This window comes from Sphingomonas hengshuiensis, from assembly GCF_000935025.1.
Lineage (GTDB): Bacteria > Pseudomonadota > Alphaproteobacteria > Sphingomonadales > Sphingomonadaceae > Sphingomonas > Sphingomonas hengshuiensis.
Window position 1 is genome coordinate 2,765,434 of sequence record NZ_CP010836.1, and the last position, 25,112, is coordinate 2,790,545.

A 25,112-nucleotide genomic window follows, 5' to 3' on the forward strand; every position below is an offset into this window, starting at 1 on the left:
CCTTTTGGAGGAGAGACCGCCAAAGGCGCGGAAGGGTGACGGCGACTACGGTGCAAACGCGATAGCCCTGCCCGAACGAGCGTCACGCGCTGCGGGGCATGACCCCGAATTGCTTGGCTGCTTGCGCGATGATTTCGGGCGGCAACGGTCGCGCACCCCGCGCGGCAAGGTCGAAGCACACCGTCTTCGCCACCAGCATAGCGGCTGGGGTCGGCGCCGCGCGGTCGAACAGCCGGTACGCGCACTGGATCGACGACCGCCCGAGCGCCGTCACCCGGCCATCCACACGCACCACCGCCCCGGCGCGCAGTTCAGCGCGATAGTCGATCTCGTGCCGGACATCGGCCCAGCCCCAATGCTCGGCCTCTGCCGCAGCGGCGTCATAGCCGAGCAGCGCGAAGAGCTGGTACGCCGCGTCGTCGAACATCCCCAGATAGTTGCGCGTCGTCAGATGCCCCATCGCGTCGCACAGCCAGGGATGGACCACCGCGAGCCCGCATTCGATCGCCCGGGCCTCGGCTGCCATGGTCATCCTTCCCACTCCGCATTGCCGTCGACGCCGACGATCTGGCCGGTGACGCTCCGCGCTGCGTCGGAAGCGAGGAAATGCGCCATCTCGCCGATCTCGCGCGGCTGCACCTTGGCGCGCAGCGAGATATAGCCGAGGGCCTCGGCCTCCACCTGCTCCACCGGAAGCCCGCGCTCGCCCGCGATCCGCGCCATGATCCCGCGCATTCGGTCGGTGTCCATGAAGCCGGGGCGGATCGCATTGACGCGGATTCCCGCCGGGCCAAGCTCGCGCGCGCAATTCTTCGTCATTCCCTCCAGTGCATATTTGGAGGCGATATAGGCGGTGCGGTTGGGGAGCCCGGTGACCACCGACGCCGTCGAGATGTTGACGATCACGCCCCGCCCCGCTGCGCGCATCGCGGGGGTCACGGCGCGGATGGTATGGAATGCGCCATGGACATTGACTGCGAAGCAGCGCGCCCACGCCTCGGGATCGTTGCTCTCGATCCCGCCGACCGGCCCTGCGAGCCCGGCATTGTTCACCAGTATCTCGACCGGCGGGAGCCCCGCGACCAGCGCATCGACCGCTCCAGCATCGGAAACATCGGCGTGATGCGCATCCAGCCCCGCCGCAGCCGCGCGCGCCAGCGCTTCGGGATCGACATCGCACACCGCCACCCGGTCGCCGCGTTCGTGAAACAGCAATGCAATCGCCAGCCCGATATTGGCAGCACCTGCGGTCACCAGCACGCTGCGCCCGCTCATGCCGCCACGCCCCGCAGCGCGGTCGTCGCCGCAGCGTCGTCCGCTCCGTCCATGATCGCCACGCCATAGACCGCGCGCGCCCGCTCGACGCTGAGCAGCCCTGCCGCGACATCGGCGACCACCGCTGCCACAGGCCTATCGCCCGGCGCGCCATAGCCGCCGCCGCCGCAGGAGATGGCGACGATCCGCTGCCCCTCGGCCACGCTGATCTGCGCCGCCGCCGGGAGCGGCGATCGGGTGCCGTCGGGCTCGATCATATACTGGTCTGCCGCGCCCCCGGCGGTCCCCCCGCGCACCCCGGTCGCCGCGTTGACGTGGCCATCGGACAGATAGCCGATGTCGAAGCCGCCACCGACCGGGCCGAACTCGACAATGGTCGAGGGCGCGCCGGTATGCCGCCCCGCCCCTTCGGTATCGGGCAGGAAGCCACGGCCATGGACGACGATCGGCTGCGACAATTCGGTCAACTCGATGCCGTCGATGCAGCAGAGCCCGGCATTGCCGACATGCCCGATCGTCCACCATGCATCGCTATGCGGGCTCGCCGCGCCGCCGCTCATCGCCAGGAATATCTGGTTGACGAAGGGCTTGCCGGTGCGCGGGTCGGTGCCCGACACCACGCCTGCCGAGGGCGCGATCACCGATCCGACCTCCGCCATCCCGATCCCCTCGCCCAGTTGGGCCAGCCCGGTCTGGACGCTGTTCGCGACGCGATCGGCGATGTTGGTCGTCGCCGCCGAGCAGCTGAACGGATGGACCGGGATGCCCGCGATGCAGCCGACGCGCAGCTTCACGTCGATCCGGCGAAACGATCCCGCATTCTTGGGTACGCTATGGTCGATGCTGTTGAACACCCCGATCATCGCGGCGGTGCGTGCGCAAGCCTCGGACAGGTTCATTCCCGATGCGATGCAATCGGGATTGTCGGTCAGGTCGACAGTCACCCGCCCCGCGTCGGGCATCACCGCGATCTTCGCGCTGATCCGGACACCCTCTGCGGGCAGGCCGGGGAAGCCGTCATGCGTGCTCGTGCCCGTCACAATGCCTGCGGGCAGCCTCGCCAGCGCATCGGCCATGCGGCTTTCCGAATAGTCGAACCACTGCTCGGCAAAGGCATCGAGCCGGTCCCAGCCGACATCCTCGGCGAGCGCGACCAGCGCCTTCTCCCCGATCCGCGCCGCGCCGATCGTCGAGAGGTAGTCGCCCTTCCACTGGTGCGGCACGCGGATGCGGACCTCGCACATGCGGATGATGTCGGCGATGTCCTGCCAATCGCGCTGCACCTGCACCGCGGGAAAGATCAGCGCGCCTTCCTCATATACGTCGCGCGCGGTCGCCATGTACGTCGTCGGCTGCGAGTTGCCGATATCGGCCTGGTGCGCCTTGGCCAGCACCGTGAAGCGATGCCGCCCCGTGCTGTCCATGACCGGCGCGATCACCGACAGATCGGCGGGGTGCGAACAGCCATGATAGGGCGAATTGTGCAGGAACGCATCGCCCGCGCGCAGCTCCGGGTGGAACGCCAGCATCGATCGTGCCATCAAATCGGGGCCGGACAGGACATGGATCGGCAGGCTGTCCGCGGCGGTGAGCAACTCGCCCTCTGCCGTGAGCAGGCAACACGAGAAATCGCGCGCACGATTGAGCACGCCCGATCGCCCGGTGCGCAGCAGCGTGTTCGCCATCTTGCGCGCCACGCCGTCCAGCCGGCTGCGCAATACCGCCATCTCGGCGCCGTTCAGGGGAGTGGCCATGCGATCAAGCCTCGATAAGGAGCGCGCCGTCACCCGAGCGGCGGAACCGCGCCGGAGGGTCGACGACGACAGTGGTGAAGCTCGATTCGATCAGCGCGGGACCGGGAATGTCCCGGTCCGCCGGGATCGAGTCCCAGCGCAGGACCGGCGTATCGGTCCAGCCGCGGCCCGCGAAATAGACCGGGCGATGGCGCGATTGCGCAGCCGCCTCCGGATCGGTTCGCAGGCGGAAGTCGCTTTCGGGGCGCGCGGTGCAACTCACCCGCGCGCGGAGCCCGACCAGCTCGACCGCCGAGGCGGCGTCGCGGATCGTAAAGATCTGCTCGTGCATCGCGTCGAATGCGTCGCGGAATGCCGCGACATCGGCCTCGCTCGCAAAGGCCGCATCGGGCAGCGGGACGTCGATGTCCCACACCTGCCCGGCATAGCGCGCCTCCGCGACGAACGCGATCCGACCCGGCAACCCGGCGCGGTCTGCAAAACCCTGCGCCTGCGCCCGCAGCCGGTCGAGCACTGCATTGACGCGCGCGGTGTCGAACGCCTCGGTGCTGCTGTGGACGGTGGCGGCATATTCGGTCGACAGGTCGGACATCATCGCCCCCGCCGCGCTCATCGCCGCGCCCGTCTCCGGGATCAGCAGCCGCCGGCACCCCAGCCGCCGCGCGATGAAGGTCGAGTTCAGCCCCGCCGCCCCGCCGCCGCCGATCAGCACTGCCTCGGCGGGGTCGATCCCCTGGTTGACCGTCAGTTCCTGGATCGCCTGGACCATGTTCTCTGTGGCAAGGTCTAGGATGCTCCATGCCGCCGCCTCGATTCCGCAGCCCAGCCGATCGGCGACGTCGGCGGCGACCACCGCGCGCGCTGCGGCGGCATCGAGCTTCATCTTGCCGCCCAGGAAGAAGTCGGGATCGACATAGCCGAGCACGACGCACGCATCGGTCACCGTCGCGCGCGTGCCACCGCGTCCGTAACAGGCGGGGCCGGGAGTCGATCCGGCGCTGTCCGGGCCGACATGGAGCAGTCCGGCATCGTCGACGCGCGCGATGCTGCCCCCGCCCGCACCGACGCTTTTGACGTCGACCGAGGGATAGCCCGCCAGATGCCCGCGATAGGGCTGGCCGATCCAAAGGTCGCGGGTCATCGGGATGCGCCCGTCGCTGACCAGGCTGATGTCATAGGTCGTGCCGCCGGTATCGGCGACGATCGCGGTGCGCCACGCCCCCTCCCGCGCGGCATAATAGCGCCCCGCCACCGGCGCCATCGACGGGCCGGAATTGATGACACGGATCGGCGCCGCAGCCACTTCGGCGGCATCGACCATCCCGCCCGCGCTGGTCAGCACCATCACATTGCCGCCGAACCCCGCCTCGGCCAGCCGGCTGGTGAGTCCGCCCAGATAGCGCGTCATCAGCGGCTTGAGCGAGGCGTCGATCGCCGCCGACGATGCCCGGCGAAACTCGCGCAGCGTCGCGTTGACCGCGTGCGACAGGCTGTACGGCACGCCGGGCAGATGCTGCTCGATCAGTTGCCCGACGCGAAGCTCGTGCGCCGGGTATAGCGTGGACCACAACAGCGCGACCGCCACCGCCTCGACGCCCGCCTCGCGCAGATCGCCCAGCACCGCGACCACTGCATCCTCATCGAGCGCCAGCGTGACGCTGCCGTCGGCCAGCACGCGCTCGGGCACCTCGAAGGTCAGCCCGCGCGGGATATAGGGCTGGGGATAGGCGATGGTGTGGTTGAACGGCTCGGTACGCCCGCCTTCGCGGAACAACAGCATGTCGCGATGCCCCTGCGTCACCAGCAGCGCGGTCTTTGCCGCACGGCCCGTGATGATCGCGTTGATCGCGTGCGTCGTGCCGTGGATGAAGCTATCGGCCTTCGCCAGCAACCCCGCCAGCGTCAGCCCGCGCGCCTCCGCCGCGACGGTCAGCGCGTCGAGCACCCCCGCCACCGGATCGGACGGCACGGTGGGTGCCTTGTGCAGCGTGATCGACCCGTCATCGTCCTCGACGACGAGATCGGTGAAGGTGCCGCCGGTATCGGTTGCGAAGCGCATGACCCTAGAACGCCACCTGGTCGCCGCCCTTGAGGCCGAGCATCGCGCGCGCCTCCGCGGGCGTGGCGACGTCGATGTCGAGTGCTTCCAGGATCGTGCGGATCTTGCGCACCTGCTGGGCATTGCTGGTCGCCAGTTCGCCCTTGCCGATGAACAGGCTGTCCTCCAGCCCGACGCGGACGCTGCCGCCGACCAGCGCGCTCTGCGCCAGGAACTTCATCTGCGGGCGCCCGACGGCGAAGCAGGAGAGCAGATAGTCCTCGCCGAACAGCCGGTCGGCGGTCTGTTTGAAGACCATGAAATTCTCGAGATCGGCGCCGATCCCGCCCAAAATCCCGAAAATGCCCTGGATCAGGAACGGCGGCTTGATCAGGCCCGCATCGGCGAAATGCTTGACGGTGTAGAGATGGCCGATGTCGTAGCATTCATATTCGAAGCGGGTGCCATGCCCCTGCCCCAGCTCGATCATGATGCGTTCGATCAGCGCGAAATTATGGTTGGCGGGGAAGCGCTTGCTCCCCTCCATCAGCGCGCGTTCCCAGTCATGCTGCCAGTCGAAGCGGTCGGCGAGCCCGAAAAAGCCGAAGTTCATCGACCCCATGTTGAGCGAGGTCATCTCGGGGCTGGCAGCCAGCGGCCCGGCCAGCCGGTCCTCCTCGCTGAACCCCGGCGCGCCGCCGGTGGTGATGTTGATCACGGCATCGACCGACTGTTTGATGCGCGGCAAGAACTCCAGGTACAGCGCCGGATCGGGCGAGGGGCGTCCGTCCTTGGGATCGCGGGCGTGGAGGTGCAGGATCGCCGCACCCGCTTCCGCCGCCTCGATCGATTGCTGCGCGATCTGCTCCGGCGTCACGGGCAGATAGGGCGACATGCTGGGGGTATGGATCGACCCCGTCACGGCGCAGGTGATGATCGCCTTGCCAGTCTTTCTCACGCAATCCACTCCTGAAAAATCATCGCGCCGCTGCTGCGGTCGCGGGAAAATATTTGCGGCTCATCAGCGCCAGCGCCGCGCCCGCCAGCGCGAACAAGGGCACCGCGAGCAGCAGCGAATGGCCGAGCCCGAGCGGCCCGCCAAAGACATGGTCGCTCAGCAACCCGATCAGCGGCGGGCCGAAGCCGATGCCGGTGAGCGTGGTGGTGGCCAGGAACATCGACGTCACGACCCCGCGCAGCCGATCGGGGGTGAGCATCTGCACCCCCGCCAGCGTCGCGGGCGACGCCAGCGTCAGGCAGAAGGTCATCGCGCCATAGGCCGCCAGCGACAGCGGCAGGCTGCGCGCCGTGGCGAAGACGATGGCGCCCGGAATCGCCGCGAGCAGCCCGAGCGCGATCACGGGCGCGGCGGGCGAACGCGCCCCCCGCGCCTGAAACCAGTCGGTCAGCGCCCCGCCGCTCAGATGCCCCAGCGGCGCTGCGATCAGCGTCACGGTGCCGACGGCATAGCCCGCCTGCGACGGCGTCAGATGGAGGAAGCGGACATAGAAGGAGGGCGCCCAGGCCGCGATCGACTGGATCAGCAGCACGACGATCGACCCCGCCGCGACATGCGTGGCGAACACCGCGCGATGTTCACGGACATAGGCGAAGGCGCGGGCGATGCTCGGCTGGGCGATGCCCGGCGCGCGCGGGGGCTCGCGCACCGTAAGCAACAGCGCGGCGAGCGCGAGGCCCGGCAGGCCCATCATGACGAACGTTGCCTGCCACGGCTCGAGCATACCGACCCCCGGCAATGCCATCCCCCCGGCCAGCGTCACCGCCGCCAGGATCGCGCCGCCGCCGATCAGCGCCGCGCTCTTGCCCAGCGACGCGCCGGTGGTGAACCAAGATACCGCCCGGCCAAGCTGGCGGCGGGGGAAATAGGCGGCGAGGATCGACATCGCGGCGGGGACCAGCGCCGCCTCGCCGAACCCCACGCCGATCCGCGCGAGGAACAGCGACCCGAACGAATTGGCGAGCCCGCACAGCATCGTCGCGATGCTCCACAGCACCATGCCGGCGATGATCAGGTTGCGCCGGTTGAGGCTATCCGCCATCCGCCCCAGCGGCACGGCGGCGACGGTGTAGAGGATCACGAAGCCCGTGCCCTGGAGCAGGCCCAGTTGCGTGTCGCTCACCCCCAGATCGGCCTTGAGCGGCTCCATCACCAGGCTCATCACGAAGCGGTCGACGAACGACAGCAAATGCGCGGTCGCCATCAGCAGCGCGACATACCAGGCATAGCCGGTCGCGCTGGGCGCCGCGCTGTCTGTCGAGGCCGCGCGTGGCATCAGCCAATCGCCGCCGAAATGCCTTCGTCCGCCAGCCAGGTCGCACCATGGACCGGGGCGGCGGCGTCGGAGAGCAGGAACAGGACGATCCCGGCAATGTCGGCGGCGTCGCTGAACGCCTTGCCGCTCGGGGTGATGCTGCGCATCCCCTCCGATGCGGCGGCGTCGGCGCGGACGCTGGCGTTCATCGGGGTGGCAGTGTTGCCCGGCGCGACGGCGTTGATCGCGATCCCCTGCGGCGCGAGGTCGGCGGCGAGCGAGCGTGTCAGCATCGCCACCGCTGCCTTGCTCGCGCAATAGAGCGCGAAGCCGCGCACTCCTACGAACGCCGTCACCGAGGCGAGGCTGACGATCCGCCCGCCGCCGCGCCGCCGCAGCGCGGGCACCACGGCGTTGACGGCGTTCCAAACGCCGGTGACGTTGATGTCGATCAGCCGCGCGCTGTCCTCCGGCGGGGTTTCGCCGGGGACGGTGGGGTAGAATACCCCCGCCGCGTTCACCAACAGGTCCACGCCGCCAAACGCCGCCTCGACGTCGGCCACCAGCCGCGCAAACGCATCGGCGTCGCGCACGTCGACGGCATAGGGCCGGGCGACCCCGCCGCTTGCTACGATCCCGTCCGCGACCGCCGCGGCCTTCTCGACGCTGCTGCTCGCGACCACCGCGACGCTGGCCCCCGCGCGCGCCAGCGCCTCGGCCACGGTCTGGCCGATGCCCGAGCTGCCGCCGGTGACGATCGCCACCTTGTTCGTGAAATCATGCGTCATGCGTACACCGATGCGGTTAGCGCCGCGCACCGTTCGCCCAGGCCGCCGCCCGAACACATCAGCGCCGGGCTGTAGGAAAAGGAGATGCGGTTCTCAGGGTCGGCAAAGCCGATCGCCCCGCCCGCGCCGGGATGGCCGAAGGTGCGCGGATTGGCGCCCATCGGCGACATTGCGGGATCGTTGAGGAAGAAGCCCCGCGCATAGCGGAAGATGCGGTCGGTCATCTCGCAATGCCCGAACCAGCTCTCCGTGCGCATCCGGTCGATCGTCTCGGGCGACACCAGCCGGACCCCGTCAAGCGTCCCGCCACAGGCCAGCGCGGCATAGATGTGCGCCACCGCACGGGCATTGCCATGCCCATTGGTGCTGGGCATCACCCCCTCGCGCAGCCTTATGTCATTGTAATTATCCGGAGATTCCGGGCGCATCCGCCACGCCCGGCCCATCTTGGTGGTCGGGTCGCGCGACTGGACGAAGGTGTGGCTTTCGGGGTTGGGCAGGATGTCCGCGACCAGCGCCGGATCGGTGCCGCGGGTGCCATAGCCATAGTTCACCCCCAGCGGCGCCGAGACTTCCTGCTCGAGGAAATCCTCCAGCCGCCGACCGTCCACGCGCCGCACCAGCTCGCCGATCAGATAGCCATAGCTCGCCGAGTGATAGGCGTGGAGCGTCCCCGGCTCCCATTCGGGCGCCTGCATCGCATAGGCGCGGACCATCGTCTCCCAATCGAACCCGGCGCCATCGGGCGCGTGATCGGCATAGAGCAGCCCGGCCCGCCCGGTGACGAGCGTGTCGACGCTGATCGCTCCCTTCCCCGCCTGCGCGAATTCGGGCCAGTAGCGTGCGACGGGCGCGTCCATGTCGATCAGCCCGCGATCGACGAGCATCCATAGGCACAGCGCCGCCATGCCCTTGCCCACCGACATCATGCAGATGATCGTGTCCTCGACCCAGGGGCGCGTCTGCGCGGCATCCGCCCATCCGCCCCACAGGTCGACGCGCTTCACCCCGCCCTTGTACAGGCAGATCGCCGCGCCGGTTTCCCCCCGCTCGCGGAAATTGGCCGCGAAGGTGTCACCCAAAGCCGCGAATTCGGGGTCGCATTGGCCATCGATCCGCATGTCCCGCACCCCCGCGCCCACCGTCAGAACTTGCCGACCAGCCGCACGCCATACACGCGCGGCTCGCCGACCCGGCCGACGATCCCCGACGCGAAGCTCGCGGTGCTCGTCACATATTGCCGGTTGGTCAGGTTGCGCCCGAAGACCATCACGTCATAGCGCCCGCCCGGCAGCGTATAGCCGAGCGTCGCGCCGAGCAGGCCATAGGGCGCCTGCTGGTCGAGCCCGGTATTCGCTGCGGTGAAATATTGCCGACTGCGATAGCTCCACTCGGTCCGCGCGATCACCGATCCGCCCGCCAGCGGCACGTCGCCCTGCGCATAGACGGTGTACGACCAGCGCGGCGAGAGGTTGAGCCGGTTGCCCGACGCATCGAAGGTGACGTTGCCCGCCCCCAGCGCGCCGGGGTAATTCTTGTACCGCGCATCGAGATAGGCGAGGTTCGCGCCCAGTTGCGCCCAGCGTGCGGGCTGGAACACCGTCTCCACCTCGACGCCGTCGACGCGCGCGTCGGATGCGTTGGTGATGTCGGTCACGCCGGGCGTGATAAACGCCTGCACCTGAAGATTCTGATAGTCATAATGGAACGCCGCCAGGTTCACGCGCAGCGTGCGGTCGAGCAGGTCGAGCTTGGCACCCGCCTCATAGCTCCACAGCGTCTCGGGCGCGAAGCCCTGCGCCGGGTTGACGCTCGCCATGTTGAACCCGCCGGATTTGAAGCCCTTGGTCGCGCTGGCATAGACGAGCACGCCGCCCGCGGGGCGGAACTCGATGCCAAATTTGGGCGTCCATGCCTGATAGTTGCCGCGCCGCGCATAGCTGCGCGGATAGGTCGCGACCTGGGCGCCCGTGGTCGCGTTGGTCTGGTTGGCGAACTGGTCGAAATCCTTGCGCTCGTCGGTGTAGCGGATACCGGCGGTGAGCGTCACCTTGTCGCCCAGTGCGTAGGAAAGCTGGCCGAACCCCGCCAGCGCCTCGGTCTCGACGAGCGGCTGGTATGCCACGCGGTTCGCCGCGAAGGTCGTCACCGCCGAGCGTACCTTGATCCACTCGCTGAAATAATAGGCGCCGACGATATAGCCGAGCGGCCCCAGCTCGCCCGACAGCGTCAGCTCCTCGGAGAATTGGCGCTGCGCCTCGAACTGGTCGGTGCGGCGGGTGTTGAGCGTGGTCGCGTCGGTATCGGTGACGCCGATCAGCTGGTTCTCGCGATAGCCGGTAAGCGATTTGAGCGCGACGCCGCCCAGATCATAGTTGATCTCGCCCGCGACGCCCTGTTGCCGGCGGCGCGACAGCGGCGAAATGTTGGCCGCGATCTTGCGATAGTCGCCGAGCACCGAATTGGCGACCGGATCGGTCGTGCGCTGGAGCAGCTTCACATAGCCCGCGAGCCGGTCGTTCGAATTGAGATAATCGCCGCGCACGATCACTTCGAGCGGCGCGCTGGGGGTGAAGCGCAGCTGACCGCGAATGCCGAAGGTGCGCTCATTATCCGCATCCGGCTGGCCCGCCGCGATATTCTGAATATAGCCGTCGCGGCGGGTGCCGATGATCGACACCGACGCTGCCAGCACGTCGCGAACGATCGGCCCGCTGACATAGCCTTCGCCGCGCAGCATCTCGTAATTGCCATAGGTCAGTTGCGCCCGGGCCTCATACTCGTTCGTCGGCTTGCGGCTGACGATGCTGATCGTCCCGCCCACCGAGTTGCGGCCATAGAGCGTGCCCTGCGGCCCCCGCAGGACTTCGATCCGCTCGACGTCGAGGAAATTGCCGAAATAGCTGGCCGGACGCGCGAGATAGATACCGTCGAGGTGGATCGTCGACGAAGGGTCCGATCCGCCGAACACGTTGTTCGACCCGACGCCACGAATATAGACCTGCGCAAAGGCGCCGTTCTGCGTCACCTGCAGATTGGGCGTCATCGTCGTCAGGTCACGAATGTCTTTCAGGCCGGTGCGCTCCAGCGCCGCAGCGTCGAACGCCGTCACTGCCAGCGGCGTGTCCTGGAGCCGGGTTTCGCCGGTGCGCGTGGCGGTTACGACGATGTCGTCGATGCCGGCGCGCGGCGTGTCGTCACTGCTTGCCGTCTGTGCCTGCGCCATCGCGGGCGCGCACGCCGCGGTTGCCAGAAGCATTGCCTGTAGAACCCGCCGCATTCCCGTGCCTCCCGCTGTTCGCCGAGAGGAAGGAAACATGATTCGGAGGGGCAGGCAAGCATATTGTCGACACTATCTGCCTAATGTGACGCTTTATCGGCCCGTATGCGCTATTTTTGTCGACAATTTGAACTCAGCCCTCCGAGCTCAGCAACGATGCGCACCATTCGACATGCGAGAGCATCACCGCCTCCGCCGCACGCCCGTCCCCCGCGAGCACCGCATCGGTCAGCCGGGCATAGTTGCGCACATAGCGATCGGCATGGACCTTCAGGTCGATCGCCTGCGCCAGCAGCCGGTTCCAATATTCGATGTTGATCGCGCGCAGCACCATGTCGACCGAAGGCTTCTCGGCGATCTCGTTGATCAGATAGTGGAAATCATTGAGCACCAGGTAGAATTCGACGCCCGCCGCGAATTGCCGGGCAACGCGGATGCGATCCATCGCCGCTTCGACGCGCGCGGCGTTATTGCCCTCGCCGATCCGCGCGGCGGCGGCGCGCACGCCCACCGCCGCCACCGGCCCGCTGATCTCATAGACTCCGGCCAGGTCGCGCCGGCTCATCGGGCGCAGCCGCGCGCCGCGATCGGCGAGCAGTTCGACCAGCCCCTGCCCCGCCAGCACCGCCAGCGCCTCGCGCACCGGCGCGCGGCTGACGCCCAGCCGCGAGGCGAGTTCGGAGGCGACGATGCGGCTCCCGCCCTGCAGGGCGCCGCTGTCCAGCGACTCCATGATCACCGTATAGACCTGTTGCACCAGCGAGGTTTTGACGCCGCCTTCGGACAGTTGCTTGGGTGTCCCAAAGGCAGGATTGGCACCCGTTGCTGCGCAATCGGGCGTTATGCGGATCATGGTCTTCTGCACGCTTGCTCTACTCTCGTGATCCCGGCGCTCCTGCACGATGTGGTGCAAGGCGGGGCTTGGGTTGGTGCCTTTATAGCGAACGAACCGCGCTGCAAAGGGGTCCCGCGCAAACCCGAACGCGACGATCGCGATCAGATTTCATACAGAAACATTCGAATACGCTAAAGTTTTAACCCCAAGCCCTTTCCGATAACTATCTTGCCCGAAATGGATATTTATATGTCACAAATCGAGTCAGTGCGAAGTTGACTTGGGAAAGTGGCGGGCATCTGTTCACAAATGTAGCTGGGAGTCTGCTCGATGCCCGTTCGCGTTGCCGACCATCGACCGACAATGCTCCCCGTAATGCCCGGCCCGCACCATGTGGGTCGGCTGACGCTCGCGGTCAGACTTCCCACGCTCGACGCCGCGATTGCGGTGCGCGCGCGGATCGAGGCGCTGGCCGAGGCGGCGCTGCCCGATGCGATCGGGCGCGTGCTCGATCGGCTCGCGCCCGACGATCTCGACCTGGAGATCGACGCGCTGGACCTCGATCTGGGCAGGATCGCCGCCGATGCAATCGAGTCCGATATGGCGAGCGCGCTGGAGGCTGCGCTGGAGGAACAGCTTGCGCCGCTGGTCACGCAGGCGCGACGGGGCGGCCGGCCGGGGGTCCGCGCCCGCACCCCCGTGGCAGCGGCGATCGATGCCTTCGAGGCCTATCTCCTCCACGGCGACCCGGGAGCGCCGGGTCCGCCCTATGATCCCCCCGAGCGCTTTCGCGCCCTGCTGGCGCAGCCCGCGGCGCTGGTCGCCCTGTTGCGACGCCATGCGGCGGACCCGCACGCGATCGAGCGGCTCGTGCTCCAGCTGGACGACGCCGCGCTGCGATCGCTGCTCGCGCTGCTCGCGCCCGCCGATGCCGCGCTGATCCTGCGCTACCATGCCGATCTCCACGGACTGGTACGCCACAGCGCGGGCGGCATGTCCGAGCCCGCGCTGCGCCATGCAACCTGGCGGCTGTCGGTCGAGTATCTGCTGCGCGACGCGGGCAGCCAGTTCAATCGCCGCAGTTTCGTCGCGCACCTGCTCCAGGGCATCGCCGCCGCGCATGGTCTCGCCTACCCGGCGCTGCTCGCGCTGATCGCGGAGGCGCTGGGCGAGACCCGGCGGCGGCAGCCGCTCAGCGCGTCGCTGCCCGCCGTGCTCGACGCGCTGATCGCCGAGGCCGCCCCGCCCGCGGGCCCCGTCGCATCGCACGCCGCCGACGCCATCGAGCAGCGCGCCCGCGCCGCCGCAGCCAATCCCGCGACGCTCGCCGCGCTGGTGCACCTGCTCGGCGCAGAGGAATTCGCGGCGCTGATCCACCGGCTCGACCCGCGCCACGCCGCGCTGATCCTGCGGCATCTCGACACATTGGGGGCGGCGCACCGCACCGCCGCGCTGATGCTGCTGTCGGACGCGCAGCTCGATTACTGGCTGCGGCTGCTCAGCCTCCGCCATCTGCTCCGCGACGGGGGATCGCGCTTCAACCGGCGCAGCTGGATGGAGCGGCTGTTGCGGCGGCTGGCCGCGGTCGGGGGCATTTCCTATGCGGTGCTGCTGGAGGCGCTGGCGGCGTCGCTCGCGCTGCTGCGGCGTGCAGCCCCCCTGGGCGGTGCGCTGACGATCGCCATCGCCGACCTGACCCAGGACCTGCCCGCGCCCGCTGCGGCCCCGAGAGAAGCCCCCGACGATCTCGCCGCGCTCGCCGCCCGGCTGCGCCGCATCCGCGCCGACGAGGCCGCGTTCGCCACGCTTGCCGCCGCACTGTCCCCTGCGCGCTTCGCGGCATTGGTCGAGCATCTCGACCCGCGCGAGGGGCGGGCGCGGCTTGCGCTGCTTGCCGCGCTTGGCGACGCTGGTGCGGGCCAGCCGCCCGGGCCGTGGTCGCACCACGCCTGGACCTGCCGCCTGCGCCACGAGACGCTGCGCGTGCTGCTGGCCGACGGCCCGGTGGGGATGGCTGCGTGGCGAGCCGCGCTGGCGCACGCGCTCGCGGCGGCGCCGGGGGCCGATCGCCCAAGGATCGCATCGCTGTTCGACCAGCCCCGGCTTGCAAATGCGCCCATCACCCCCGCACCCGACCCGATCGCCGCGCTGTTCGCCGAGCGCGCTGCCGCAGTGCGCGCGGACCTGTCGCTACTTCGGGCGGCGCATGGCGTGGCGCCGCTCGCCGCGCTGGATGGCGACGCTTTTGCGGCGCTGCTCGACACGCTGGCACAGACGGCGCTGGCGCGCGCCACCGAATGGGACCGCGCGGGGTTCCGCCGCGCGCTCCTGACGGGACTCGCGGTGCATGCGGGAGTCGCGCCGCGGGCGCTGGGCGAATGGTCCGCGCTGGCGCGGGTCGCCGACGAAGCCGTGGCGCTCCACGGGCCCGCGCTGCTTGCCGCCGCCGAGCGCTATCTGCGCACCGGCACCCCGCCCGCCGACGGCGCGCTGCTCGTGCGCGCCGCCGCCGCCGATCCACGCGGGTTCGCCGCGTTGCTGCGCCGGCTGGTCGCGGCGCATTCGGGGGGCACCGCGACGCTGCGCGAGCGGCTGCTCGACTGGATGTTGCCGCAAGAGATCGTCGCGGCATTGCTCGGCGACGACAGCGCGCGCGCCGCGGCCTGTGCCGAAGCGCTGGCCGACGCGCCGGGGGGCTCGCTGGCGGCGGGCTGGGCGGTGGTGCTCGACGCGGTGCTGCGTGGCGAGGCGCTGCCGGTTGCTGCGGCGGGTAATACCGACGCTCCCGCGCCGCCGCCCGCCGCCGGGGAGGATGCACGGCTCTTCGCATGGCTGGCAGGGGACGCGCCCGGTGCCGCGATCGGCGCGCGCGGGATGCAGCGGATCGCCGCGCTCGCCGATGCCGCCGCTCCGGCGCTCGATGCGGCGTTGCGGCGCGGGCTGGCGCGGGCGGAGACGCGCGCGCGCTGGGCCGAGGCGTTGCCCGAGGAAGTCGTCGCGCGTATCCTCCACCGCATCGCCCCCGCCCGCGCGCGCATGCTGTTCGACGCGCGGGCGCTGCTGATCCCGGCATGGCGCCGCACGCTGCCCAGCGAGGCACATGCCGCCGCTGCGACCGTGACGTCTCAGCTCTTCGCGCTGCTTGCCGGCGATCTGGCGGCGCCCCCCCGCACGGCGCTCGCGACGCTGGTCGAAACGATCGCGGCCGGGCACCCGGCGCGGACCGCCGCGCTGGCGGCCCACGCGACCACGCTCGCCGGACAGTCCGGGCACGCGCATCTGCGCGCCGCGATCCCCAAGCCCGTGCCATCGCCCTCCCCACCGCCTGCGCTGCCCGCCCGGCGGCTGCCCGATACCGCGAGCGGATCGCGGCGCTATGTCGACAATGCCGGCCTCGTGCTGTTCAACCCGTTCCTGCCGCGACTGTTCGACCAACTCGGGGTGCTCAGCACCGGCGCGGACGGCAAGCGGCGCATCGACGGGGTCGAGGCCGCTTCGCGCGCGGTGCATCTGCTGCAATATCTGGTCGACCAACGATGCGACGCGCCCGAACCCGCGCTGCTCCTCAACAAGCTGCTGTGCGGACTGCCGCTTGCGACGCCGGTCGCGGCGTCGATCGACATGTCGGACGCGGATCGCGCGCTGTGCGAGTCGCTTACCGCCGCGGTCCTCGCCAATTGGCCGATCCTTCGCAACACGTCCCCCGCCGGGCTGCGCGAGACGTTTTTGCAGCGCCAGGCACGGCTGGAGCGCGGCGAGGCGCGCTGGACGCTCACCGTCGAGCGCAAGACCGTCGACGTGCTGGTCGACCAGATCCCGTGGAGCATCGGGACGATCCTCCACGGATGGATGCCGGAGCCGCTCTATGTCCAATGGTAAGCGCATTTCCGGCCTCGACGCCGAACTCGACTGGCTCGACGCCATGCTCCGCTTCCGCTTTGCCGCCTATGGCGCGGCACCGGACGCCGCGCCGCACGCCCCGCCCCTGCCGCCGCAGCACGATGCGCGCACCGACGATCCGTATGCACGCGGAGTCGCCGGTCTGGACGGTGAGGAACGGCTGGCGCTGATCCTCGCGCTCGCGCCGCATGTCGCGCCGGAGATGCTCGATCCCTTCCTGCTCCAGAACCAGGCGACCGGACGGCGCTTCACCGAATTCGGCGGCATGCTGGGCCAGTCGCATGCCGGTTTCCTGCCCAGCGTCGAGACCGCGCTGTTCCTGATCGCGGGCGGCGATCGCGCCGCGCGGATCGCAGCCCGCCGGTTGTTCGAGCCTTCGGCGCGGCTGCTCGCGTCGCGGCTCCTGATGCTCGACCAGCGCCATGCCGACGAGCCCGCGGGCGCCGCGCTCCTGCGGCTGGGCCCCGACATGCTCGACCGACTGCTGACCGGCGCGCCCCCTGCCGCGCCGTCAGGTGTGCATTTCCCCGCCGAGCGCATCACCTCGCCGCTCGAATGGGAGGACCTCATCCTCGACGAAGAGACCGCGGAGCATGTAGCGGAGATCAGCGCGTGGATCGCGCATGCCCGGACCCTGCTCGAGGACTGGGGCCTCGCGCGCCGGATCAAGGCGGGCTATCGCTGCCTGTTCCACGGCCCGCCCGGCACCGGCAAGACACTCACCGCCGCGCTGATCGGCAAGCACCACGGGCTGCCCGTCTATCGTATCGACTTGTCGCGTGTCGTTTCCAAATGGATCGGCGAGACCGAGAAGAACCTCGCCGGGCTGTTCGACCAGGCGCAGGACCGCGACTGGATATTGTTCTTCGACGAAGCCGACGCGCTGTTCGGCAAGCGCACCGACGCCAACACCGCCAATGATCGCGCCGCGAACCAGCAGATCGGCTATCTGCTCCAGCGGGTCGAGGCGTTTCCCGGGCTGGTGATCCTCGCCACCAATGCCCGCGCGCAGTTGGACGAGGCATTCACGCGCCGCTTCCAGTCGATGATCTTCTTCCCCATGCCCGATGCCGCCGCGCGGCAGCGGCTGTGGCACGCGATGTTCGCGCAACGCCCGTTCGCGCTCCACGCCGATGTCGATCTCGACGCGCTGGCGCAGGAGCATGCGCTGGCCGGGGGTGCGATCCTCAACGTGCTGCGCCATGCCTGTCTCCGCGCCGTCGCGCGCGACAAGGATTGCGTGCGCAAAGCGGACATTATGAGCGGCATCCGGCAAGAGCTTCGCAAGGAGGGGCGCTACGCCTTTTCTTGAAATATTGCCGCCAACAGCCTGTCCTTGACGAACCCTGTAAATAAAGGTGCAACATCGGACCCAATTCCATCTGATACCGTCGCGATAATGGTCTTGCGCGACTCAGACTGTGCGCTCAGTCTCTCGCCATGCCCAGCATCCGCCATGTCCTGGAAGTGATCCGACACATGGCGAACAACTATATGCAGAATATCGATCGGCGGGCGGATGATTGGGTTGTGCTGACCAGCACGGCGTATCACGACGGTTCGATCAACGAACATGCGAAGGACCGCGTGGTGATGACTTTGTTCAACATCACGCGCGAAACCATCGTCAGCAGCTTCACCCCCGCGCGGGCGGGCGAAGGCGGCTTCGCGATTGTAAGCCCGCCGCTCCACATCGATCTTCATATCGCCTTCATGGCGAATTTTGCGTCGAACAACTATGCCGATGGGCTCGCCGCGATCTCGCATATCCTGTCATTCTTCCAGCAGGTGCCGAACTTCAACCAGGCGAATGCGCCACAACTGGGGCCGGACGTCGAAAAGGTCACGCTGGAGATGGAGAGCTTCGACCCGGTCGAAGTCAATTATGTGATGAGCATGCTGGGGACCAAATATCTGCCCAGCGTCTTCTACAAGCTGCGGCTGCTGACCTTCGCGTCGCCGGCGATGCAGGCGCGGACCTTTCCGGTGCGCGGCGGAGGCGTTTCGGAAGCGCCCAGCGACCCGGCGGCGGCATGACCAGCGGGCACGAAAAGGCGCTGAGCTTTGCATCGCCGCGCGCGGCGGGACGCTATCGCAGGCTGTTCCAGGTCGCGATCACGCATAATTTCTACGCGCGCACCGGGGGAAAGTGCCGCGATTTCCGTGTCGTCCCCACCGATGCCACGGCGCGGCTGATGGCGTCGCTGGGGCTGGCGATGAACGACGAGGGCGCCGGATTCAGCGTGTTCTTTCAGGAGGGCGAACTCGACAACATCCTGTCCTATGTCCGTCGCTCCGCCAGCGGGCCGGAGGGACAGAGCGGCTTCTGGAGCCGGTTGACCTTCCTGCTCGAACTCACGCGCGCCGATTTCATCGGGATCACCGCGCTGCCGATCGGGATGCGCCAGTCGCAACAGAATCTGTTCGGCACCAATATCGACGCGCATCTACCCGATGCCGGGGCCGACGCCGCGACAGCGGAGACCCCGGCGGGCCCCGCGGCGGTACTGAGCGCGGGGCGCTTCCTCGATAGTGCGGCATTGCGGCCCACGGTCAGTGCAAGTGTCGAGTTGCTCGTACCGGGCACGACGGCGCGCGTGACCGTCCAGGATCTGTCGGGCGCGGTGGTGCTGGCGTGGCCGACGCCCGAAGAGGCGGCCGAGGACGCTGCCGGGGAAGCCGCGGAGGCGGCGGGGACATCCTCGCCCCTGCGCGCGCCCAAACGCATCGCGCTCGATTTCAGCGGGCTCGCGCACGACCTCTACACGATCACCGCCTTTGACGATTCGGGCGATATCCAGCCGGGCACCCCGCGCGAAGTGCTGTTCGTGCCCCCGGAATCGGACTCGCTCGTCCTGCTCGACATGTTGTTCACCCAGCCGACCCCGGACAGCGGCGGCATCTACCCGCTTCCATCGCTGTTCGGCACGGTCGATCGCGACGCCAGCGTGGCGGACACGCAATACCGCCTGCCCTTCGACGCGCGGCAGACCTATTGGCGCTATTATGTGGCGCCGCACGTCCGCGGGGCGCAGCTCGATGCGCTGGCGATCGTCGGGCCCGGCGCCGCGTTCGAGGCCGATCCGGTGCCGGTGCTGCTGCCCGACGGGTCGTTCGCGACGCTGTTCACGACGCAGACTCCGCTCGCGCTGCGCCAGCAGTCGCTCGAGCGGTTCGCGCTGCGCGGCGTGCGCCGCGACCCTTCCGGGCGGGAGAATGCGATCCGCGTCGCGCCGCTCCCGGTCGCCCCACCCGCCCCGGTCTGGCCCGCAGCCAACGACCAGCCGATCGCGGGCACTTCGGAGATGTTCATCTACGTCTGACGACCGTCCGCCCCCGGCGACTTCGCCGCACTCCAGCCGCAAAGGATCAATGCGATGGCCACGACCCTTACCAAGGACCGCAAGACACCCGGCGTCTTTGTTACCGAATTCTCGGCATTCCCGCCCTCGGTCGTGGGGGTCGAGACCGCCGTCCCGATCTTTGTCGGCTACACGCAGACGGCGCTCGATCCGTCGAGCAGGAAGCAGATGTATCTCCAGGCCGTCGCGATCACGTCCATGGCCGATTATTACAGCTTTTTCGGCTATGGCTATGACGCGCAGGGCGTCGTCCAGCCGCAGGGCAACGCGGACGATTATGATTTTGAAGCGGCATCGGCGGACGGCACGACCGTCGACGGCGCCTTCACGACGACCGCGTCTAATTACATCGTCGGCACCGCCTACACCGACGCGACCGGCCCGACCTTCGTGGCGCAGTTCAATCTGTTTGCGGCGATGCAGCTGTTCTACGCCAATGGCGGCGGCAATTGTTTCGTCATCTCGGTCGATAATTACTGGGGCACCCGCACCGTCACCCCGCCTGCCGGCGCCACCGTAACCTCGGTCGACAAGCAGGCGCTGCTCGACGGGCTCGCGGTCGCGAACGATACGCGCGGGGGCACGATGCTGGTGGTGCCCGACGCCTGCCTGCTCGTGACGGTCAACCCAGCCACCGCCACGACGCCATTCGACTATTCGGCCTATCAGCCGGTCGCAGTCGAGATGCTCCGCCAGTCCGCCGCGCTGCAGGACCGCGTGGCGATCCTCGACATGCCCGGCGCGCTGGTCCCGGCGAACTGGAATGCGGCGGCGATGAAGGTCCAGGCCGACCAGTTCTACGCGCTGATCGCGCCCGCCTCGGCCTATTTCAGCTATGGCACCTGCTACGGCCCCGCGCTGGAATCGTCGCTGCTCGACAAATCGGACGTCGATTATACCAATTTGTCCGGGACCGAAGACAGCGTCACCTTGACCAACAATCTGCTCACCACGCAGGCGCTGTCGCTCTATCCGCCGACGATCGACGCGACCGGCGCCACGCCGGTCACCAATTTGTCGACCACCTTCCAGCAAGTCGCCGCGCACATCGCGGTCGCGTTCCCCGCCACCGGCGCCACCCCGGTGACCGACACCGTCCCCCCGGGCGTGGTCGGGATCGTCGCAGCGACGGCCACTACGCCTGCGATGCTGGTCAGCCTGCCCAACACGGCACTCGCCACCGCGCCCATCGACGAAGCCGGCATCACCTCGCTCGACCAATATCTGCTCAACGCCGTGCCGATGATGGGCGACATCCAGCAGATCCTGGCCAACAAGCTCAACGTCGTGCCCCCCAGCGGGCCGATGGCGGGTATCTGGACCCAGAACGACAATAATCGCGGCGTATGGAACGCCCCCGCCAACTTCGCAGTGAACGAAGTCGTCGCGCCGAAAGTCCTGCTGAGCGACGCCGAGCAGGGCAATTATAACGTGCCGCTGAACGGCAACGCGATCGACATATTACGCGCGATGGTCAACCGCGGCACCATCGTCTGGGGCGCGCGCACGCTCGACGGCAACAGCCTGGACTATCGCTATATCCAGGTGCGGCGGACGCTCATCTATATCGAACAGTCGATCAAGAACACGCTCCAGCAGTTCGTGTTCGCGGCGAATGACGGCGTGACCTGGGCGACGGTGACGTCGACCATCTCCAACTTCCTCACCCAATTGTGGCAGGCTGGGGGCCTTATGGGCGACAAGGCGAGCGACGCCTTCACCGTCAAGTGCGGCGTACCCACCACGATGAGCGGGCTCGACGTGCTCAACGGCTATATGATCGTCAACGTCACGGTCCAGATGATCCATCCCGCCGAGTTCATCGAGCTGACCTTCACCCAGACGATGCAGGGCGTCTGATCGCGGGCGCCCCCTCATACTCTCTTGTCGATGAAAGGATTTTCCGATGGCAGGTGAAGTCGAAGACGCAGTATGGCCGCTACCCAAATTCTATTTCTCGGTGGCGGGTTTCCCCTCGGGGACGGTCAGCTTTCAGGAAGTCACCGGGCTCAGCACCGAGAACACCCCGATCGAATATCGCCATGGCGACAGCCCCAGTTTCTATCCGATCAAGATGCCGGGGCTCGGCAAGGTCGGCAACGTCACGCTGCGCAAGGGCATCTTCATCAACGACACCGCGCTATGGGCATGGTTCGACCAGATCAAGCTCAACACGATCGCGCGCCAGACGGTGGTGGTGAGCCTGCTCGACGAGACCGCGGCGCCCAAGATGGTGTGGACGCTCAACAACGCCTTTCCGATCAAGGTCACGGGCACCGACCTGAAGTCCGAAGGCAATGAGGTCGCCGTCGAGAGCGTCGATATCGCGTTCGAGACGATGACCATCGCGGCGCCGTAATGGTCGCCAACGGCTATGTCCCGCCGCCCGCCTTCTCCTTCACCGTCACGGTCGCGGGCAGCGGGGCGTCGCTCCAGCAATCGAGCGGCGCCGATGCCAGCTTCCAGGAAGTATCCGGGCTCGAAGCCAAGTTCGAAACCGAGACGGTGCGGGAGGGCGGCGAGAACCGCTATGTCCTGACGCTCCCGGTCAGCACCAAATCGCCCAATCTGGTGCTGAAGCGCGGCTATCTGACCAAGGCGTCGTTCCTGTCCGAATGGACCGCGCAAACGGTGGGGTCGACGCTCAACGCGCCGATCCTGACCCAGACTTTGGTGGTGATGCTGATCGGGGCGGACCGCGTCCCGCTGGTCGCGTGGAATTTCGATCGCGCCTGGCCGGTGCGCTGGGTCACCGGGCCGTTCGATGCCCTGAAGAACGAGGTACTGACCGAAGTGCTCGAATTCGCCTATGCCGGCGTCACCCGCATGCCGCTGACCGATGCCACGGGCATGATCTCCTCGGTCTCCGATCTGATCGGGTAGCGAGGGGGATCGCGCATGACGGTACATATCAGCGAAATCGGGGTGCAGTTGGCGATCGGCAGCCCCGGCGAAGCCCCGCCCGACACCGAAAGCGGCGGGCCCGCAGGCGGCGACGCACGCCTGTCGCCTGCGCAGACCGAGGCGGTCGTCCAGGAATGCACGCGCCGCGTCCTCGCGGCGCTGCGCGCGCAGCAGGACCGCTGACATGGCGTCGGGCAGCCTCGAGCGGATGGTCATCACCGCCTTTTCCGATGCGCAATATAACAGCCAGACCGGCGACCCCTTCACGGTGTGGATCAACCCGGAAAGCTATACCCACGACTTCACGATCCGCTATTCCGATCGCCAGGCGCAGGGCAGCAACGGCCCCTCCCCCGAATATAACCGCGTGGGGCAGGAATCCATCAGCTTCGACCTGATATTCGACGCGACCGGGGTGGTGCCGCCGCCGATCCCCGGCGTATCGCTCCCCGCCGATGGCGTGGCCGGGCTGGTCGACGGCTTCGTCAAGCTCACCGCGACGGTGAACGGCGTGATCCACCGCCCCAATTACCTGAAACTGTCCTGGGCGCAGCTCCAGTTCCAGTGCGTGCTGAGCAAGCTCAAGATCGCCTATACGCTGTTCAAGCCCAACGGCACGCCGATCCGCGCCAAGGTGTCGACGACCTTCCTGTCCTTCGCCAGCGAGAAACAGCTCGCCGCAGAGGCGAACATGGCCTCGCCCGACATGAGCCACCTCATCACGGTGAAGGCCGGGGATACGCTGCCCGATCTGTGCCACCGCATCTATGGCTCCAGCACCTATTATCTGCGCGTCGCCGCGTTCAACGACCTGGCCGGATTCCGCCGCCTGGTGCCGGGCACCACGCTGGTATTCCCGCCGCTTCAGGGCCCCACCGCATGACCGCGCCCTCCCCCGCCCAGATCGCCGGCGCGCTGGTCGCGATCCGCGTGGTTGCCGGCGGGGGCGAGCTGGACAGCGGCATCCAGATCGCCTCGATCGACATCTGGACCGGCGTCAACAAGCTGCCCAAGGCGCGGCTGGTGATCGCCGATGGCGAGCCTGCCGCCGCGACCTTTCCGGTCAGCGAGACCGACGCACTGATCCCCGGCAAGCCGCTTACCATCTCCCTGGGATATGACAGCCAGGAGACGCAGATTTTCAGCGGCATCATCTACCGCCAGGGGCTCGAGGTCAGCCAGGACGGCCCGTCGCGGCTGGTGGTCGAGGCGACCGACAAGGCGATGGCGATGACGCTGGCGCGCCGCAACGCGGTGTTCGAGAAGATCACTGATTCGGACCTCATCAAGAAACTGATCGCGCAATCCGGCCTGAGCGCCACGGTCGCGACGACGTCGCCGATCCAACCGTCGATCGTCCAATATTATGCGAGCGACTGGGACCTGATGCTGATCCGCGCCCAGTTGAACGGCATGGTCGCGATCGTCGATGCCGCCAGCGTGACCGTCGCCCCGCCGGACACGTCGAAGGCGCCGGTGCTCACGCTCGCCTATGGCGAATCGATCCTCGATTTCCGCGCGGCGATGGACGCCTCGACTCAATATGCCGCGAGCGCGATCCACAGCTATGCGTGGGACCCGGCGGCACAGGCAGTGGTCCAGTCGGGCCAGGCGAGCGCGAGCGTCAACGAGCTTGGCAATTTGTCTTCGGAGGACCTTGCCAGGGTCTTCGGCATCACCGCCTTTCCGCAACAGACGGCGGGGACGCTCCAGACGGCCGATCTGACCGACTGGTCTTCCGCCGAATTGCTCAAGGCGCGGCTGGCCAAGATCCGCGGCACGGTGCGGTTCCAGGGCAGTGCGCTGGCCGCAACCGGGGTGATGGTTACGCTGGCGGGGCTGGGCGACCGGTTCAACGGCGATGGCTATGTCTCTGCGGTGCATCATTCGGTCACCGACGGGCTGTGGCTGACCGAGGTCGAGATCGGGATGTCGCCCGACTGGTTCGCCGCCGCCGCGCCCGATATCGCCGCACCCGGTGCCGCCGGGCTACTCCCGCCGGTAGCCGAACTCCAGACGGGGATCGTGCTCAAGATCGACGGCGATCCCGATGGCGAATATCGGGTGCAGGTCCAGTTGCCGCTGCTCCAGGCGGGTAGCCTGGGGGTGTGGGCGCGGCTGGGCAGCTTCTATGCCTCGAACGCAGTCGGCGCCGAATTCTACCCCGAGATCGGCGACGAGGTGGTCGTCGCCTTCATGAACGCCGACCCGCGCTTCCCGGTGATCCTGGGCAGCCTGTACAGCAAGAAGAACCCGCCCCCGGTGCCGCCCGATTCCAAGAACAGCCAGAAGACGATCGTCACTCGCTCGAAGCTGCGGATCGATTTCTACGAAGACCTGCCCGCCGTCGAGATCACGACCCCCGCCAAGCAGAGCGTGCGAATGGACGACAAGGCGAAGCAGGTCACGATCAAGGACGCCAACGGCAACAGCATCACGATGGCGGCGGGCGGCATCACGATCGACAGCGCGGCGAAGCTTACGCTCAACGCCAAGACCGACATCGCCATGACCGCGCAGGGCAAGGTTTCGCTCAAGGGCACCGCCGGCGTGGACATCGCCGGGCTGACGATCAACGCCAAGGCCGATACCAGCTTCGCCGCACAGGGCGCCGCAGAGGCAAAGCTGACCGCCAGCGGGATGGTGACGATCCAGGGCGGCATGGTGAAGATCAATTGAGCGCGCTCCGCCCCCGGATCGAAG

The 25,112-nt window shown here is 68.0% G+C and carries 20 protein-coding genes; 10 read left to right on the forward strand and 10 right to left on the reverse strand.

Annotated features, from left to right (window positions below; translation table 11 throughout):
* Positions 1-82 precede the first annotated feature (82 nt).
* From TS85_RS12230 to TS85_RS12275, 10 genes are all read right to left on the reverse strand, one after another.
* Positions 83-532 (reverse strand): acyl-CoA thioesterase, encoded by a 450-nt coding sequence (locus TS85_RS12230; RefSeq protein WP_227698464.1) that lies wholly within the window; start codon positions 530-532, stop codon positions 83-85.
* Positions 529-1,275 (reverse strand): SDR family oxidoreductase, encoded by a 747-nt coding sequence (locus TS85_RS12235; protein ID WP_044332482.1) that lies wholly within the window; start codon positions 1,273-1,275, stop codon positions 529-531. Before TS85_RS12235 ends, TS85_RS12230 begins: the two co-directional genes overlap by 4 nt.
* On the reverse strand, positions 1,272-3,029 hold the full coding sequence (locus TS85_RS12240) for a hydantoinase B/oxoprolinase family protein (protein ID WP_044332484.1): 1,758 nt from the start codon (positions 3,027-3,029) through the stop codon (positions 1,272-1,274). Before TS85_RS12240 ends, TS85_RS12235 begins: the two co-directional genes overlap by 4 nt.
* Before the next feature lie 4 nt (positions 3,030-3,033).
* Positions 3,034-5,088 carry a hydantoinase/oxoprolinase family protein gene (locus TS85_RS12245; RefSeq protein WP_044332486.1) on the reverse strand — a complete coding sequence of 685 codons (2,055 nt, stop codon included), beginning with the start codon at positions 5,086-5,088 and terminating at the stop codon, positions 3,034-3,036.
* Positions 5,089-5,092: 4 nt separating this feature from the next.
* Positions 5,093-6,025: a BKACE family enzyme gene (locus tag TS85_RS12250; protein ID WP_044332488.1), complete on the reverse strand. Its 933-nt coding sequence runs from the start codon at positions 6,023-6,025 to the stop codon at positions 5,093-5,095.
* Positions 6,026-6,044: 19 nt separating this feature from the next.
* Positions 6,045-7,361: an MFS transporter gene (locus tag TS85_RS12255; protein ID WP_044332490.1), complete on the reverse strand. Its 1,317-nt coding sequence runs from the start codon at positions 7,359-7,361 to the stop codon at positions 6,045-6,047.
* The gene (locus TS85_RS12260; RefSeq protein WP_044332492.1) at positions 7,361-8,128 is read right to left on the reverse strand and encodes an SDR family NAD(P)-dependent oxidoreductase; all 768 of its coding nucleotides are present in this window, start codon (positions 8,126-8,128) and stop codon (positions 7,361-7,363) included. The genes TS85_RS12255 and TS85_RS12260 overlap by 1 nt, the downstream gene beginning before the upstream one ends.
* Positions 8,125-9,249, reverse strand: a complete 1,125-nt coding sequence (locus TS85_RS12265) for an EstA family serine hydrolase (RefSeq protein ID WP_044332495.1) — start codon at positions 9,247-9,249, stop codon at positions 8,125-8,127. The genes TS85_RS12260 and TS85_RS12265 overlap by 4 nt, the downstream gene beginning before the upstream one ends.
* 23 nt (positions 9,250-9,272) lie before the next feature.
* Entirely contained in the window at positions 9,273-11,387 is a 2,115-nt protein-coding gene (locus TS85_RS12270; RefSeq protein WP_227698465.1) for a TonB-dependent receptor, read from the reverse strand.
* A 154-nt stretch (positions 11,388-11,541) separates the two neighbouring features.
* Positions 11,542-12,261 carry a GntR family transcriptional regulator gene (locus TS85_RS12275; RefSeq protein ID WP_227698466.1) on the reverse strand — a complete coding sequence of 240 codons (720 nt, stop codon included), beginning with the start codon at positions 12,259-12,261 and terminating at the stop codon, positions 11,542-11,544.
* 312 nt (positions 12,262-12,573) lie between these two features.
* Between TS85_RS12275 and TS85_RS24135 the strand changes: the two genes are divergently transcribed.
* The 10 genes from TS85_RS24135 (at position 12,574) to vgrG (ending at position 25,088) form a co-directional block, all read left to right on the forward strand.
* Entirely contained in the window at positions 12,574-16,122 is a 3,549-nt protein-coding gene (locus TS85_RS24135) for a contractile injection system tape measure protein (RefSeq protein WP_155006396.1), read from the forward strand.
* Positions 16,109-17,455 (forward strand): ATP-binding protein, encoded by a 1,347-nt coding sequence (locus TS85_RS26270; RefSeq protein WP_044332498.1) that lies wholly within the window; start codon positions 16,109-16,111, stop codon positions 17,453-17,455. Before TS85_RS24135 ends, TS85_RS26270 begins: the two co-directional genes overlap by 14 nt.
* 128 nt (positions 17,456-17,583) lie before the next feature.
* Positions 17,584-18,180 carry a DUF4255 domain-containing protein gene (locus TS85_RS12290; protein ID WP_044332500.1) on the forward strand — a complete coding sequence of 199 codons (597 nt, stop codon included), beginning with the start codon at positions 17,584-17,586 and terminating at the stop codon, positions 18,178-18,180.
* On the forward strand, positions 18,177-19,466 hold the full coding sequence (locus TS85_RS12295; protein ID WP_044332502.1) for a hypothetical protein: 1,290 nt from the start codon (positions 18,177-18,179) through the stop codon (positions 19,464-19,466). Before TS85_RS12290 ends, TS85_RS12295 begins: the two co-directional genes overlap by 4 nt.
* Positions 19,467-19,520: 54 nt before the next feature.
* Complete coding sequence (locus tag TS85_RS24140; protein WP_052507883.1) at positions 19,521-21,365, forward strand: phage tail sheath family protein; 1,845 nt, start codon at positions 19,521-19,523, stop codon at positions 21,363-21,365.
* Between the two features lie 46 nt (positions 21,366-21,411).
* Positions 21,412-21,864, forward strand: a complete 453-nt coding sequence (locus tag TS85_RS12305; RefSeq protein ID WP_044332504.1) for a phage tail protein — start codon at positions 21,412-21,414, stop codon at positions 21,862-21,864.
* On the forward strand, positions 21,864-22,388 hold the full coding sequence (locus TS85_RS12310; protein WP_044332506.1) for a phage tail protein: 525 nt from the start codon (positions 21,864-21,866) through the stop codon (positions 22,386-22,388). The genes TS85_RS12305 and TS85_RS12310 overlap by 1 nt, the downstream gene beginning before the upstream one ends.
* Positions 22,389-22,403: 15 nt before the next feature.
* Positions 22,404-22,592, forward strand: coding sequence for a DUF5908 family protein (locus tag TS85_RS12315; RefSeq protein WP_044332509.1), 189 nt, complete (start codon positions 22,404-22,406; stop codon positions 22,590-22,592).
* A 1-nt stretch (position 22,593) separates the two neighbouring features.
* The gene (locus TS85_RS12320) at positions 22,594-23,292 is read left to right on the forward strand and encodes a CIS tube protein (RefSeq protein WP_044332512.1); all 699 of its coding nucleotides are present in this window, start codon (positions 22,594-22,596) and stop codon (positions 23,290-23,292) included.
* Positions 23,289-25,088: a type VI secretion system tip protein VgrG gene (vgrG, locus tag TS85_RS12325; RefSeq protein WP_044332515.1), complete on the forward strand. Its 1,800-nt coding sequence runs from the start codon at positions 23,289-23,291 to the stop codon at positions 25,086-25,088. The genes TS85_RS12320 and vgrG overlap by 4 nt, the downstream gene beginning before the upstream one ends.
* Positions 25,089-25,112: the final 24 nt, after the last annotated feature.